We start from the raw sequence: 12,982 nt of genomic DNA on the forward strand, positions 1-12,982 counted from the left end.
GGTTGGCGATGATCTAACGGCCCAGGTGCTACCCGGCCATCCAACAACCAGGCAGCACCAGGATCACCCAATGAGCAACGGTCGCGCCCCCGACGGACCCGGGACCGCATCTTGACCTTGGCCTTGATCTTGACCTTGGCCTTGATCTTTGTTTTGGTTATCAGCTCTGACTTGCCCTGGTTGCCGGGCGAACTGGGCGGAGGATGTTTTCTGGGCTCATCGAGCCGAGGAGTTTTTCCAGGGCGTATTCGACGTCGGACTTCCACGAGAGCGCGGTCCGCAGTTCGAGGCGTAGGCGCGGGTAGCGCGGATGCGGACGAACGGTCTTAAAGCCGACGGACAGGAAGAAATCAACTGGAGCTAGGCAACCCGGCTCCTCTGGGGCGTCGCCGAACTTCGCGTCGCCGAACGCCTCGATCGCTTTCACGCCGCGTTTTACCAGGTCGCGGGCCACTCCCTGGACGAGCATGCGGCCCAGGCCGCCGCCGGCGAACGCAGCGACCACGTGGGCGTTCATCAGCAGGGCGGCGTCGGCGGAGACCGGGGAGGTCGGGAACGCCATCGAGCGGGGCACGTAGGCCGGCGGGGCGAACATGACGAAGCCGGCCGGCATGCCGTCTACGTAGATCAGCTTGCCGCAGGAGCCCCATTCGAGGAGGGTCTGCGAGACCCAGGCCTCCTTCTCCAGGCCGGGGTCACCGGCGGCGCAGGCGCGCTCGGCGGAGACGGGGTCCAACTCCCAGTAGACGCATTGCCGGCATGGGCGCGGCAGGTCTTCCAGGGTGTCCAGAGTCAGGCTGACCAGACGACGTGACATTGCGGAACCTCGAACCGCTCGCTTGCCAGATCACGGCTTTCGGAGCACGGTGGATGTCGCGTGCGGCCCGCCTTGCCCCCAACCAGCGATCGTACGCCGGAACCGGGCGGTAGGGGAGAGGTCGGACATCGCGCGTCCGGGGGTCTGACCTGCTGGGGGCCTCGGGTTCCGCGATATGGACTGCCCTGCGGTAACCCGAAGGTGCCTCGTCGGTGCGCGGTCTACCATCAACCAACCAGCGCAGCGCCCGAAAGTGAGGTAGGGCATGACCGGGACGACGCTCGACGACTATACCGACCGCTATGCGCGGCGGGTTCGCGGCATGACGGCATCGGAGATCCGAGCTCTGTTCGCCGTCGCCAGCCGTCCCGAGGTCGTCTCGCTCGCTGGTGGCGCTCCCTACATCGCCGCACTGCCGCTCGACGCGGTCGGCGAGATGCTCGGCAGCCTGGCTGCTGATCATGGCACCAGCACCCTGCAGTACGGGATCGGGCAGGGCACCCTCGAGCTTCGCGAGAAGATCTGCGAGGTGATGGCGCTCTCCGGCATCGACGCCTCCTCCGGCGCTTCGCCGGACGATGTCGTCGTCACCGTCGGGGGCCAGCAGGCCCTCGATCTCGTGTCCCGGCTCTTTCTCGACCCCGGCGACGTGGTTTTGGCCGAGGGCCCGACCTATGTCGGTGCGCTCGGGGCGTTCCAGTCGGCGCAGGCCCAGGTTGTGCACGTCGCCATGGACGACGACGGGCTGATTCCCTCCGCTCTGGAGGCGGCGATCGCCGAGGTCGCGCGGTCCGGGCGGCGGGCGAAGTTCCTCTACACGATCCCGACCTATCAGAACCCGGCCGGCGTGACGCTGACCGATTCGCGGCGCGACCAGGTGTTGGACATCTGCGAGCGGGCCGGGCTGCTGGTGGTCGAGGACGACCCCTATGGGCAGCTCTCCTTCGACGGCGAGGCGCCCTTGCCGTTGCGGGCCCGGCGGCGCGAGGGGGTTTTCTACCTTTCGACGTTCTCCAAGACGTTCGCGCCCGGGCTGCGGGTCGGCTGGATCCTGGCTCCGCACGCGGTGCGCGAGAAGCTGGTGATCGCGTCCGAGTCGCAGATCCTGTGCCCCAGCGCGTACGCGCAGGCGGCGGTGACCACGTACCTGTCGACGATGCCGTGGCGTGAGCAGATCAAGACGTACCGCGAGGTCTACCGGGAGCGGCGGGATGCGCTGCTGGAGGCTTTGACGGATCTGATGCCCGAGGGTACGACCTGGACGCGGCCCAGCGGTGGCCTGTTCGTCTGGGCGACGCTGCCGCCGGGGCTCGACTCGAAGGCGATGATGCCGCGGGCCATAGCCGCGCGGGTGGCCTACGTGCCTGGCACGGGCTTCTACGCCGACGGCACGGGCGGGGGCAACATGCGGCTCAACTTCTCGTTCCCGTCGCCGGAGCGGATTCGTGAGGGCGTACGCCGGCTGGCTGGCGTGATGGAGCAGGACCTAACGATGCGGCAGGTGTTCGGCGCGATCAGCGCGGTCGCCAATCGCCGCCGTGGGCAGGCCGGATCCGACGTTCCCGGCCCAGACTTGGCATGATCTGACCCATGGGTACGACCGATCTGCGCGTCCTCGTCCTGGCTGGCGGGCTGTCCTACGAGCGGGATGTCTCGCTCAAGTCCGGCCGGCGGGTGCTCGACGCCCTCCGGGCCGCCGGGATCGACGCGCAGCAGCGCGATGCTGATGTTGCACTGTTGCCGGCGCTGCGGTCGGATCCGCCGGACGCGGTGGTGATCGCGCTGCACGGTGCGACCGGTGAGGACGGGTCGCTGCGAGGGGTGCTCGACCTGTTCGACGTGCCCTATGTGGGTTGCGACGCGCTGGCCTCCCGGTTGGCGTGGGACAAGCCGTCAGCGAAGGCAGTGCTGCGGGAAGCTGGTATCCCCACCCCTGATTGGGTGGCGCTGCCGCACGACCGGTTCTCGGAGCTCGGGGCGGTCGCGGTGCTGGAGCGGATCGCGTCGCGGTTGCAGCTGCCGTTGATGGTCAAGCCAGCCCAGGGCGGCTCTGGCCTGGGGGCGGCGGTGGTGCGTGACGAGAGCGCGCTGCCCGCGGCGATGGTCGGGTGTTTCGCCTATGACTCGACCGCGCTCGTGGAGCGCTATGTGACCGGGATGGACGTCGCGGTCACGGTGATCGACCTGGGCGACGGTCCGCAGGCGCTGCCGGCCGTGGAGATCGTTCCGCGTAACGGGGTCTATGACTACGCGGCGCGTTATACGGCTGGGCTGACTACGTGGCACGCGCCGGCGCGGCTTTCCCCGTCGGTGGCGTCGGAGGTGGCGTCGGTCGCGGTCGCCGCGCACAGCGCTCTGGGGCTGCGTGATCTGTCGCGGGTCGACCTGATCGTCGACGAGTCCGGGGCGCCACACGTGCTCGAGGTCAACGTGGCGCCGGGCATGACGGAGACATCGCTGCTTCCGATGGCGATCCAGGCTGCCGGGTTGGACTTCGGGAAGGTCCTCGCGACGATGGTTTCGCGGGCGGCCGGGCGTTCGGCTCTCAGCTGATCGTCGCTCGGCGCATGCCTACTCGGGGCCAGCGATCGAGGCCGTGGTCGGCTTCTTGCTGGCGCTTGGCTGCTAGCCCTGGTGTGAGCTCGTCGTCCGGGATGATGTGGAAGCCGCAGCGCTCGTAGTACGGCGCGTTCCAGGGGACGTCTCGGAACGTGGTGAGGGTCAGGGCCGGCATGCCGTTTGTTCTTGCTTCGGTGGCTGCGTGCTCGATGAGTTGGCGCCCGAGGCGTTTTCCGGCGTGGGTCGGGTGGACCGAGACCTGCTCGATGTGCAGGTTGCCGTCGATCGGCTCTGCGATGAGGTAGGCAGCCACCTCGTCGTCGACGGTCATGACCCAGGCTGTGCCGGCGTCCAAGTAGGCCGTTAGCTCCTCGACGGTTGGCGGTTCGTCGTCTGCGACCTCTGGCATGCCGAGTTCGCGGAACGCTTCGCCGGCTGCACGCTCGATGTCCTGCAGGTTGGTCAGATCGTCCCGTCGTGCCTGTCGAATCTGCACCCAGCCATTCTGTGGGTGGTTTGGTTTCACGTGAAACATCTTTCTCGCTCGGTGGGGTTGGTTTGCCGCGTGGGGGTGGTGGGGGCAGGGACGCTCGGGTCGTGCGGACAGTTCGCTGGTGTCCGGGGTCCGCTGAGCGTCCGCGGGTGGTGTGCGATCGGCGGGTCGGGGTCATCCCGCTCGCGGTGGTCTACCTGTTCACCCGCTCCAGCGGCGACGTCGACGGGGTGAGTCGGCGCGGCTGGGCATCCGGTCAGAGGTGCGGTCAGGCGTTGCGGGGCCGTGCGAACGGAGCTTGTCGCGCTGGCTCCTGGTGCCGGCCGGAGGCAATGCCCGCCTGATCGTGGTTTCGGCGCTACCGCCGTCCTCGTGCGTTTGCCGTTGGGCCCCAACGAACTTGCGAGCTGACGGGCCGCATAACTAGCTCTCCGATGACGCTCCCAGCGCCGCATGAGCACCGAACCCACCCAGGATCGTGTGGCTACCTGGTGCCACGGGGGCGTTCAGCTCGAACCACGGCCGCGACGCCCCTTCCCGACCTGCAGCGCAGTCACCGCGTTTTGCACGAAACGCCCCTCCCGGGGCTTGAGAGTGGGCGCGATGCTCCGCCGCGGGTGTCCATGGCAGCCGCAGCCGAACCTCGGCAGGCACGCGATGGGCGGCCGGCCGTCGACGGCGAGCGAGCGACGCGGGAGCTAGAGGCGGTAGCGGGCAGCCGTCCACCACGGACGCCCGGTAACCACGCCACGGGCGGCAGGCCGACGACGGAGCGATGCGGTGCTGGAGACCGCAGCAGGCAAACACAGCTCACCACCACGGACGCCCGGCACCCCCCGACAAGCGGCAGCCCGACGACGGCGAACGAGTGACGCGGGGGCTAGAGGCCGCAGCAGGCCACACAGCCCTCCACCACGGACGCCCGGCAGCCGCACCACGGGCGGCAGGCCGACGACGGCGAGCGACCGACGCGGCGCTAGATGTTCTGTCCACGGACGTTGGTGACATGAAAGAGATCTTGAAAGGGTGAGGACCTCCGGGTGGAGTGGAGCTTGCGACAGTTCCCGCCCACCTTGGAGGTCCTCGTGGTCCACGCTAACGCACCGTTGACCGAACGCGGCCGGCTGCGGCTGGCCCAGTGTGTCGTGGATGACGGCTGGGCGTTGCGGCGAGCCGCGGAACGGTTCCAGGTCACGGTCACGACCGCGAAACGGTGGGCCGACCGGTACCGCGAGCTCGGCCCAGCGGGCATGGCCGACCGGTCCAGCCGCCCCCACCACAGCCCGGCCCGGACCTCGGCACCCACCTAACGCAAGGTCCTGCACCTACGCCTGACCCGCCGGTGGGGACCAGCCCGGATCGCCGGCCGCCTCGGCCTGCCCACCTCGACAACCCACAAGATCCTGGCCCGCGCCGGCGTGCCACGCCTGGCCCACCTGGACCGCGGCACCCGTCAACCGGTCCGCCGCTACGAACACCCGAACCCCGGTGACCTGATCCACGTCGACGTCAAGAAACTCACCGACGAATGGGCCTACAGGCAAGGCCTACACCTCCGAGGCCGCCCGCCGAGCAGCACTACCGACCTGGCTCCACTTCTACAATCACCACCGAGCCCACACCGCCCTGGCCGGCAACCCACCCGCCAGCCGCGTCCCCAACCTCAATGGGCAGAACAGCTAGAGGCCGCAGCCGGCAGCCCCTCCACCACGGACGCCCGGCAGCCGCACCCCGGGCGGCAGGCCGACCACGGCGAACGACCGACGCGGCGCTAGAGGCCGCAGCCGGCAGCCCCTCCACCACGGACGCCCGGCAGCCGCACCCCGGCGGCAGGCCGACCACGGCGAACGACCGACGCGGTGCTAGAGGCCGCAGCCGGCAGCCCCTCCACCACGAGGCCCGGCGACCTTCTACTGCCGCAACGTCGGCGCACCCGACAAGTTTCACGGGAAACCTGAGAGGCCTGCGCGGGGGATGCAGCGGGCCGGGTCCTGACCCATGCACAGGTCCCAGCGGGAGAGTGGCAGCCGATATTGGGGAGCGCTGGAGTGCGCCAGGCCGCGCGAACCAGGGATCGTCGCGGCCCAGTTGGAGCATGTCTCGTCCCGGGTCGACGTCTTGTCGCACGCTTACCGCCGGTCTGCATCGCCGAAAGAAGCCCCCTTGGTCAGTCCGAGCTACAGCGGCGGACGTGAACCACCTCAATCTTGGTGAAGCGGGTCAGGTGTCACGGAAACGAAGCATTGCGAGGGAACGCGGTGGCTCGGCCCGTGGCCTGGTCCGCAATTCGCGTCGCGACAAGCGATCCGCTCAGCCGGGTGCCTGCCTCTTCGAACGCTTCCTGGATCTGCGCATCGTGGGGAGGAGTGGTCTCACAGGCGTCCGACCCCCTTGCCACTGCTCGCCCCCGTGCGGGCGGTGCAGGCGGCGCTGACCGCTGCACGGCGTGAGTGGTTAGGCCGGCACGTGCTGGGTGTGCTGGGCGCGGCTGTCGGTTGGACGGTGTGGGCGGTTGGGGGGTCGCCCGTGGCGGCGGGACGGGGCGTTGACGGCGGTGCCGGGCTGCGCGGGCTTGGGCCGCCAGCCGGCGCAGGCCTGACCATCTGACGCTTTAGGGCCTTCCCGTGCTCGGCGTTGGACGGGATCGGCGACGGGCAGCGCTGCGTAACTGGGCGGGCGGCTGCACCGTCCTAGCAGCGGCGAGAACGCCCGCGTCGTGCTCGCAGGTGACCCGTCGCCGGCCGGGTCGCCGCCCGGCTTGCGGGCTAGGTCGTAGTGCGCCTGCTGCCGGGCTGAGCCTTGCGCTGGTTCGGTACTTGGCGGACATTGGCCCGCGGCGGCCCGAGACGTGGTGGGCCGTGCTGGACGGGTCGGCTGCGAGGGCGCGGTGGGATTGACGGCGGATTAAGCCTGTAGTCCGCAGTCGTAACCCGCTCGGGCTTCCAAGCCATCCGCCGGTGGTCAACGGGGGCCAACGGTGGCGACAGGAGGTGGGCAAGGTCGAGGGGGCGTCAGCGGGTAAAGCCCCGTTGGCGTTATGGCTCTTCGCCACGAGGCGCCAACGGCGTTGTGCTAGTTCGATCTTTGGGTTTCCCGTGAAACATGCCGGCGTCGCGTAGAGCGTTGTTCGGACTCCGGTCGTTGCATCTAGGCCTCGGCGCGCCATCGTGGGCTGCCTCCGCTGATGGCCCGCCAGTCCCTGGCCGGACTTGGGGCGCCGCAGTCGCTCGGGTTCAAGGACGACACAGGGGTACGCCGACCTCGGTGCCACAGCGCCGACCGGCTCGGCTTCGATGGGGCCTGCAGACGGGCCTACCCCCGCTGGGCTCCGAGTCGGCTTCGTGGTGCTCCCGGTCCGTGCCACCTCGGCAGCTTCGCTTTGGTCCCGACTCACGCTTCGACGGCTTCGGGAGCTCCCGGCCCTGCGGTGAGCGCTTCGCGTTTGGTTCCCCACGAACCAACGCCTTGGGATGGGCATCAGTTCAACTGCGGGGTGGCCACATTCGTCGCGTCGAAGGGCCTCGGCTTCGAGGGCCAGGACGGACCCTCCGGGTCAACGCTGGATTCCTGCGCGCTCGACCGGCGGCAAAGTCAGGTACTGCGGCGGGATCCGCGGCTTTGGCGTTCACGGAGGTGGTTGTTCCTCTGGCCGCGAACTGGCGCTGACCACTCTGGCGGCCGAGGGTTTCCCGTGAAACGCACTGCGGCTAGAGCGGCAGACTCGAAATGGCGACCGTGCCTCGCGTGGTTCTACGGATCCGATCCAGGTGTTTCACGCGAAACCACGAACCAAGAGCCACCAGTGGCGGTCTGGCGCCAGTGATCGCTCGGCGGGCGGAACATGGGCCCACGCGTTCAGGTCTTCCGCCATCGACGGCTCAGGCCGGCAGCAGCCGCTACCGGCACTAAGGGTGCGGTCGGCCAGCCATCAGTGGCGTTCGGTGCTGTCACGTCGACAAACGCCTCGGTCTTGACGTCTAGGGTTGGGCGCCGGTTTCGTCGTCGTGGTCAGACCTCACCCGTGGCCAATGTTTCACGGGAAACCAGAAGATCACGATGAGCGGGTGCCGGGGTTCGGTGCCGCATCGAGCTTCACTCACCGGCGACGAGCGCGAGGCATGCGCGGACAGCGCTGCGGCCGCGTCACGGCATGGGTTGGCGGTGAGGCGGTCAGGCTACGAGTGGTGGGCCACTGGTGGCGCGCCACGCCCACCCCGCCGGCACGAGCTGCCCGCCTGACGCGCGGACATCCACCACCGCTCACACGCCAACGCCATACGCGCCACCTGACCGGACGCGGTTGCAGCAGCCGACCGTCGCGCGACCCTCAACACGGCGGAAGTCGGGGCCGCTGCGTCCCAGCGAATACCAACAGCGCCAGGTCGCCACGATGCTGGCGCTCCCCGACGCACACCTCGCGAAATCGCCGTCCTTCACACATTGCTGTCGCCCCGTCCCGACGCGGGCGCGGCCACCAGGTCCGGCGAATTGCGCCCGCTGCGACGTTCGAACCCTCGGCCGGCAGCATGACGCGGGTGCACGACCGGACTCAGGGTCGCGTCAGGGTCCACGGCCGCCGTGCGCTCGCCGTCGCCGGGCTCGACGACAGTCTCGGGCTCAGACGCAGCGGAGTCCGCGTAGGAGATCCCCCGTGATACGGGTCGTCCGGGCCACTCTCCTCCGGGTTCCTGGACACCCGTTCGCCAGGCTGCTGGCGCTCGCCGACGAACGTCTCGCGGAATCGCCGTCCTTCACCCCTGCTGTCGCCCGTTCCGAGCACGGGCGCGGCCACCAGGTCGGGGGAACGCGCCCGCCACATGTTCGAACCCGCGGCCAGGTCGGATATGTGGCCCATCCAGCGAACGCCCATCAGTGACATAGGCACTGCCGCTCTCCGGAGGGCAGGCCCGATGTTTCACGGAAACAATGAGCGCACTGGGTCGTGAGGACCCAGTGCGCTCAGGTGTTCGTGTTGCGGGAAGCTACGGCTTCGTGGGCTTCGTCGCGCCGGCTACGACCACCGGGGCCGGTTTCCGCTCGGCCGTCTCGGCCACCGCGACCGCCTCACCACCACCGGCCAATGTGCTCTTCGCGTCGCCGACAAGCGCAGGGCGGGCCGTCCCAGCGGGAGCCCCCTGAGCGTCCGCGGGCGATCCGGCGGCGGGCGCCGACTGGGGCGCGACCGGAGCAGCGGGGGCAGCGGCAGCCTTAGCGCGGTCGAACGACGGGGCGACCTTCGGAGCGTCGGGAGCCGGCGCCACCCCGGCCGTCCCCTCCGGCGCCTCGGCGATCGCGACCGACAGCGGCTCCACGACCGTTTCAGCGGCCGCAGCGACCGCGGTCGGGGTCGTCGCCTGTGGGGTCAGGCTGGACGGCGCCTGCCACTCGATGTGGGGCGGCTCGGCGATCGCGGTGCCGCCGAACTCGGCGAGCCAGGCTGCCACCAGCGCCAGGTTCTCGCGCCATACCGACTCCGCGATGGGCGGCAGGATGTCGTCCCACAGCGAGAGGAACGTCCCGCGGAGCTGAAGCTGCCCGTACGGCCGCGCCAGGAACCACATGTGCAGGTGGGCTGAGCCGTCGCCCCAGCGGTTCACGTGCACCCGGGCCACGCCGTCGAGCGATCGGACCGCGCGCTCGAGGCGGACCGTCATCACTCCGAGCTCGGCCGCGAGAAGGTTCGGGAGGTCGCCGAGGTCGAGGTGGGATCGGGCTTCCAGGATGAGCACCATGGGCAGGCCGGTCGGCCGCTCCATCGCGCGTACCCGCCAGCGTTCACTCACCCAGATGTAGGCGTCGTCCGGGGTGTTGCAGGCGACGCAGTCGGCTGCGTCTTCGCCCTTTCGCCGGGGCTCGGCGTCGACGGGGTCGGCAAGGCTCTTGACGCGCAGATCGCCCTCGAACGGGAATGAAGGCCACTTGGTGTATGCGGGGACCGAGTCGGCGGAGTGAGGCACGAGGGTGACCCTATCGGAGGATGCGGGCCGCCGTCCTTCCCCATTTCGGGCGGTCGAGGCCTTCACTCCACTTGTTCATCCACAGGCCCACAACCCCTCCGACACGGGGTTTCGCTCTTTCGGAGGGGTGCCTGTGGACAACGCCTGTGTAAAACTTCTGGCCCCGCGAATCGGGGTTTCACGTGAAACGGCCGCGAACCCGAGTGGGGTTCGCGGCCGTCGCGCCGAGTGGCGGCTACTCCTCCGAGGGAGGCTCCTCGGTCATGCCAATGATCCCGACGATGCGCTCCAGGTCGTCGACCGTGGCGAACTCGATCGAGATCTTGCCCTTGTTGCGGCCCAGCTCGACCTTGACGCGCGTGTCGAAGCGATCCGACAGCCGGTCAGCCAGATCGGTGAGCGCGGGCGCAACCGCCCGCACGCGCCGCTTCGCCGGCGAAGCCGACTTGGCCGGGCCGTCGGCGAGCGCAAGAGTCACCAGCTCCTCGGTGGCCCGCACCGACAGCCCCTCCGCCACGACACGGTGCGCGAGCTGTTCCTGGGCGTCGGCGTCGTCGAGACCGAGCAACGCACGCGCGTGCCCGGCCGAGAGAACACCGGCAGCAACCCGACGTTGTACGACCGCCGGCAGGTTGAGCAACCGAATCGTGTTCGAGATCTGGGGGCGGCTCCGGCCGATCCGCCGCGCCAGTTCCTCATGCGTCGCGCCGAACTCGTCGAGCAGTTGCTGGTACGCGGCCGCCTCTTCGAGCGGGTTCAGGTTGGCCCGGTGGATGTTCTCCAGCAGGGCGTCCCGCAACATGGCGTCATCCCGCGTGTCGCGCACGATCGCGGGAATGGTCGTACGCCCGACAGCCTGGGCGGCCCGCCACCGGCGCTCGCCCATGACGAGCTCGTACCGGCCGCTCTCGTCCGTCTCGCGCACCACGATCGGCTGCAGGAAGCCGACCTCCTGGATCGAGATCTTGAGCTCGTCGAGCGCCTCGTCGTCGAAAACCGACCGCGGCTGACGCGCGTTGGGCACGATCGCGTCGACGGGCAGTTCGGCGAACCGCGCGCCAGGGACCGGAGCGAGCTCCGACTCGGGATCGGTCTCGGACGGCACCGAAACGACGGCCTCGGCGACCGGCGCGGCCTCAGGAACCTCAGCGGGTACGGGCGCCGCAGGCTCGTCGGCCGGGGGAGCGGACACCTGCGCGGGCGCTGGCGGCGAACTGACGACGGGCGGCGCAGGCGATGCCGCCGGTGCCTCGGGCGCCGCCGGGGGTGGGGCGACCGCCACCGACGACGCCGGTGCCGGCGCGGTGGGGATCAGGGCGCCCAACCCCCGTCCAAGACCGCCCCGCGGACGGTTCTTCATGCCTTGCCTCCCTTGACGCCATGCTCAGCGATCTCCTGGGCCGCCTCGAAATAGCTGGTGGCGCCTCGCGACCCCGGATCGTAGGTCATGACCGACTGGCCATAGCTCGGCGCCTCGGAGACCCGGACGTTGCGGGGGATGACCGCGCGCAGGACCTTGTCGCCGAAGTGGTTACGCACGTCCTGTTCGACGGCGTCGGCGAGACGGGTACGGCGGTCGTACATGGTCAGCAGGATGGTCGAGACGTCGAGCGTCGGGTTGAGGTGCTGGCGTACCAGGTTGATGTTGTTGATCAGCTGGTTGAGCCCTTCCAGCGCGTAGTACTCGCACTGAATCGGGATCAGCACCTCCTGGGCCGCGACGAGCGCATTGACCGTCAACAGGCCGAGGGACGGCGGGCAGTCGATGAAGACGTAGTCGAAGGTGTCCGGGTGCGCGGCGATCGCCCGCGACAGGCGGGACTCACGCGCGACCACTGAGACAAGCTCGATCTCGGCACCGGCAAGATCAATGGTCGCGGGTACGCACCAGAGGTTCGGGATGCCCTCGACCGCCTGGGCGACGTCCGAGAGTGGCACGTTGTCGATCAGGCAGTCGTACACGTCTGGAATGCCCGCGTGGTGCGGCACGTTCAGGCCGGTTGACGCGTTGCCCTGCGGGTCGAGGTCGACGACCAGGACGCGGTTGCCGTGCAGCGCGAGCGCGACGGCGAGGTTGACGGTGGTCGTGGTCTTACCCACGCCACCCTTCTGGTTGGCGACGCACATGATCCTGGTGTGATCCGGGCGCGGCATGGTGACCACGCCGCTCGGGTTCAGGATCTGCACGGCGCGCAGTGCCTCCATGGCCAACGGTGGGTCGTCCTCTTCGCGCGTCGGGGTTTCACGTGAAACGTACGCGTCGGTCACCGCTTCCTCCGGGGTCGCCTCGGGTGCCACGGTGGGTGCGTCCGTCCGAGGCTGGGCAGGCCGGGGCGGGGCAACATCGACCCGATCCGTGCTAGGTGTCGGCTGCGGGCGGGGGGCCGGAGCCGGGTAGCGCTCAGCCACGTCGGGCCGACCTGGAAGCGCGGCGTTGCCACCACTCTCCGGGCTAGAGAATGGTACGGCGAGAGGGACTCGCGTTGCAGACCCGGACCCGTCCGTTGCGCTGGCGACCGGTTCTGACTGTCCATTCGCGACTCGGGGGTCGGGGACCGGGGCCCGCCTACCTACGGCCCAACCATCGGGCCCGGTTTCACGTGAAACATGAGGCGCCGTCGCGCCGGGGTCGTGGTTGCCGTTGTCATGCACGGTGTCGTCCCTGTCCGCTCGGGGTGTATCGGCTTCGCCGAAGCTCGAGGTGATCGCGTATGGCGGCGACATCGCTCCGGCCGGCCCAGACGAGGCACTGTGTTCCTGGTCGGCCGGCGCAGGGGAGTGGGGTCCCTCCACGCGTTCCGCACTATTGCCGCGCGGCCAGCCTACGGCCGAACTCCGCTCGGGGCCACGGCTGTTCGGCCCGTCGATGGTTTCGGTACCCGAGTGTGGAGGGACAAACACCAGGAACCCGTCAACGAGTCGCAGGTAGCCACCCCGACGTGGCGTGGCAACCGGCGGCCAGCCTGTGCCACCTACCGGGACGCGACGGGAACCTGACACGCCACCGCGCCGATTGGTGGTCTTTCCGGCCTCCTCCGGGCCTTCCGCGTCGAGGTCCTTTGCCTCGTCAACGTCCGCATTCGGGGCCGGACGCGGAACCTTGGTGTTTGGCCTGGGCGAGCGACCGCCGAGCTCGCCTGGTGGCTGATTCCTGGG

The 12,982-nt window shown here is 69.4% G+C and carries 7 protein-coding genes and 1 pseudogene; 3 read left to right on the plus strand and 5 right to left on the minus strand.

Annotated elements, in window-relative coordinates; genetic code table 11:
* Positions 1-160: 160 nt before the first annotated feature.
* Positions 161-817, minus strand: a complete 657-nt coding sequence (locus tag CHC05_RS37515) for a GNAT family N-acetyltransferase (RefSeq protein WP_089255413.1) — start codon at positions 815-817, stop codon at positions 161-163.
* A gap of 265 nt (positions 818-1,082) precedes the next feature.
* On the opposite strand from CHC05_RS37515, the gene CHC05_RS37520 reads away from it, so the two are divergent.
* Both CHC05_RS37520 and CHC05_RS37525 read left to right on the plus strand, forming a co-directional pair.
* The gene (locus CHC05_RS37520; RefSeq protein WP_089255414.1) at positions 1,083-2,399 is read left to right on the plus strand and encodes an aminotransferase-like domain-containing protein; all 1,317 of its coding nucleotides are present in this window, start codon (positions 1,083-1,085) and stop codon (positions 2,397-2,399) included.
* An 8-nt stretch (positions 2,400-2,407) separates the two neighbouring features.
* Positions 2,408-3,370 carry a D-alanine--D-alanine ligase family protein gene (locus CHC05_RS37525; RefSeq protein WP_089255415.1) on the plus strand — a complete coding sequence of 321 codons (963 nt, stop codon included), beginning with the start codon at positions 2,408-2,410 and terminating at the stop codon, positions 3,368-3,370.
* On the opposite strand, the gene CHC05_RS37530 is transcribed toward CHC05_RS37525, so the two are convergent.
* Complete coding sequence (locus tag CHC05_RS37530) at positions 3,363-3,872, minus strand: GNAT family N-acetyltransferase (RefSeq protein WP_218824803.1); 510 nt, start codon at positions 3,870-3,872, stop codon at positions 3,363-3,365. The genes CHC05_RS37525 and CHC05_RS37530 overlap by 8 nt on opposite strands.
* 1,082 nt (positions 3,873-4,954) lie before the next feature.
* Here CHC05_RS37530 and CHC05_RS37535 point away from each other — a divergent pair.
* Positions 4,955-5,552: pseudogene (locus tag CHC05_RS37535) on the plus strand (leucine zipper domain-containing protein).
* A gap of 3,299 nt (positions 5,553-8,851) precedes the next feature.
* Here CHC05_RS37535 and CHC05_RS42910 read toward each other — a convergent pair.
* The 3 genes from CHC05_RS42910 to CHC05_RS37550 all read right to left on the minus strand — a co-directional run bounded on the left by CHC05_RS42910 (position 8,852) and on the right by CHC05_RS37550 (position 12,478).
* Positions 8,852-9,826, minus strand: a complete 975-nt coding sequence (locus CHC05_RS42910; protein WP_245871421.1) for a hypothetical protein — start codon at positions 9,824-9,826, stop codon at positions 8,852-8,854.
* A gap of 235 nt (positions 9,827-10,061) precedes the next feature.
* Positions 10,062-11,186: a ParB/RepB/Spo0J family partition protein gene (locus CHC05_RS37545; protein WP_089255417.1), complete on the minus strand. Its 1,125-nt coding sequence runs from the start codon at positions 11,184-11,186 to the stop codon at positions 10,062-10,064.
* Positions 11,183-12,478 (minus strand): ParA family protein, encoded by a 1,296-nt coding sequence (locus CHC05_RS37550; RefSeq protein ID WP_425426907.1) that lies wholly within the window; start codon positions 12,476-12,478, stop codon positions 11,183-11,185. Before CHC05_RS37550 ends, CHC05_RS37545 begins: the two co-directional genes overlap by 4 nt.
* Between the last annotated feature and the right edge of the window lie 504 nt (positions 12,479-12,982).

This window comes from Asanoa hainanensis, from assembly GCF_900188485.1.
In the GTDB taxonomy this organism is placed as follows: Bacteria; Actinomycetota; Actinomycetes; order Mycobacteriales; family Micromonosporaceae; genus Asanoa; species Asanoa hainanensis.

What these genes read in the sequence shown, in the direction of transcription:
- CHC05_RS37515 (WP_089255413.1), bottom strand. Translation starts at nt 817, where the DNA reads ATGTCACGTCGTCTGGTCAGCCTGACTCTGGACACCCTGGAAGACCTG.
- CHC05_RS37520 (WP_089255414.1), top strand. Translation starts at nt 1,083, where the DNA reads ATGACCGGGACGACGCTCGACGACTATACCGACCGCTATGCGCGGCGG.
- CHC05_RS37545 (WP_089255417.1), bottom strand. Translation starts at nt 11,186, where the DNA reads ATGAAGAACCGTCCGCGGGGCGGTCTTGGACGGGGGTTGGGCGCCCTG.
- CHC05_RS37525 (WP_089255415.1), top strand. Translation starts at nt 2,408, where the DNA reads ATGGGTACGACCGATCTGCGCGTCCTCGTCCTGGCTGGCGGGCTGTCC.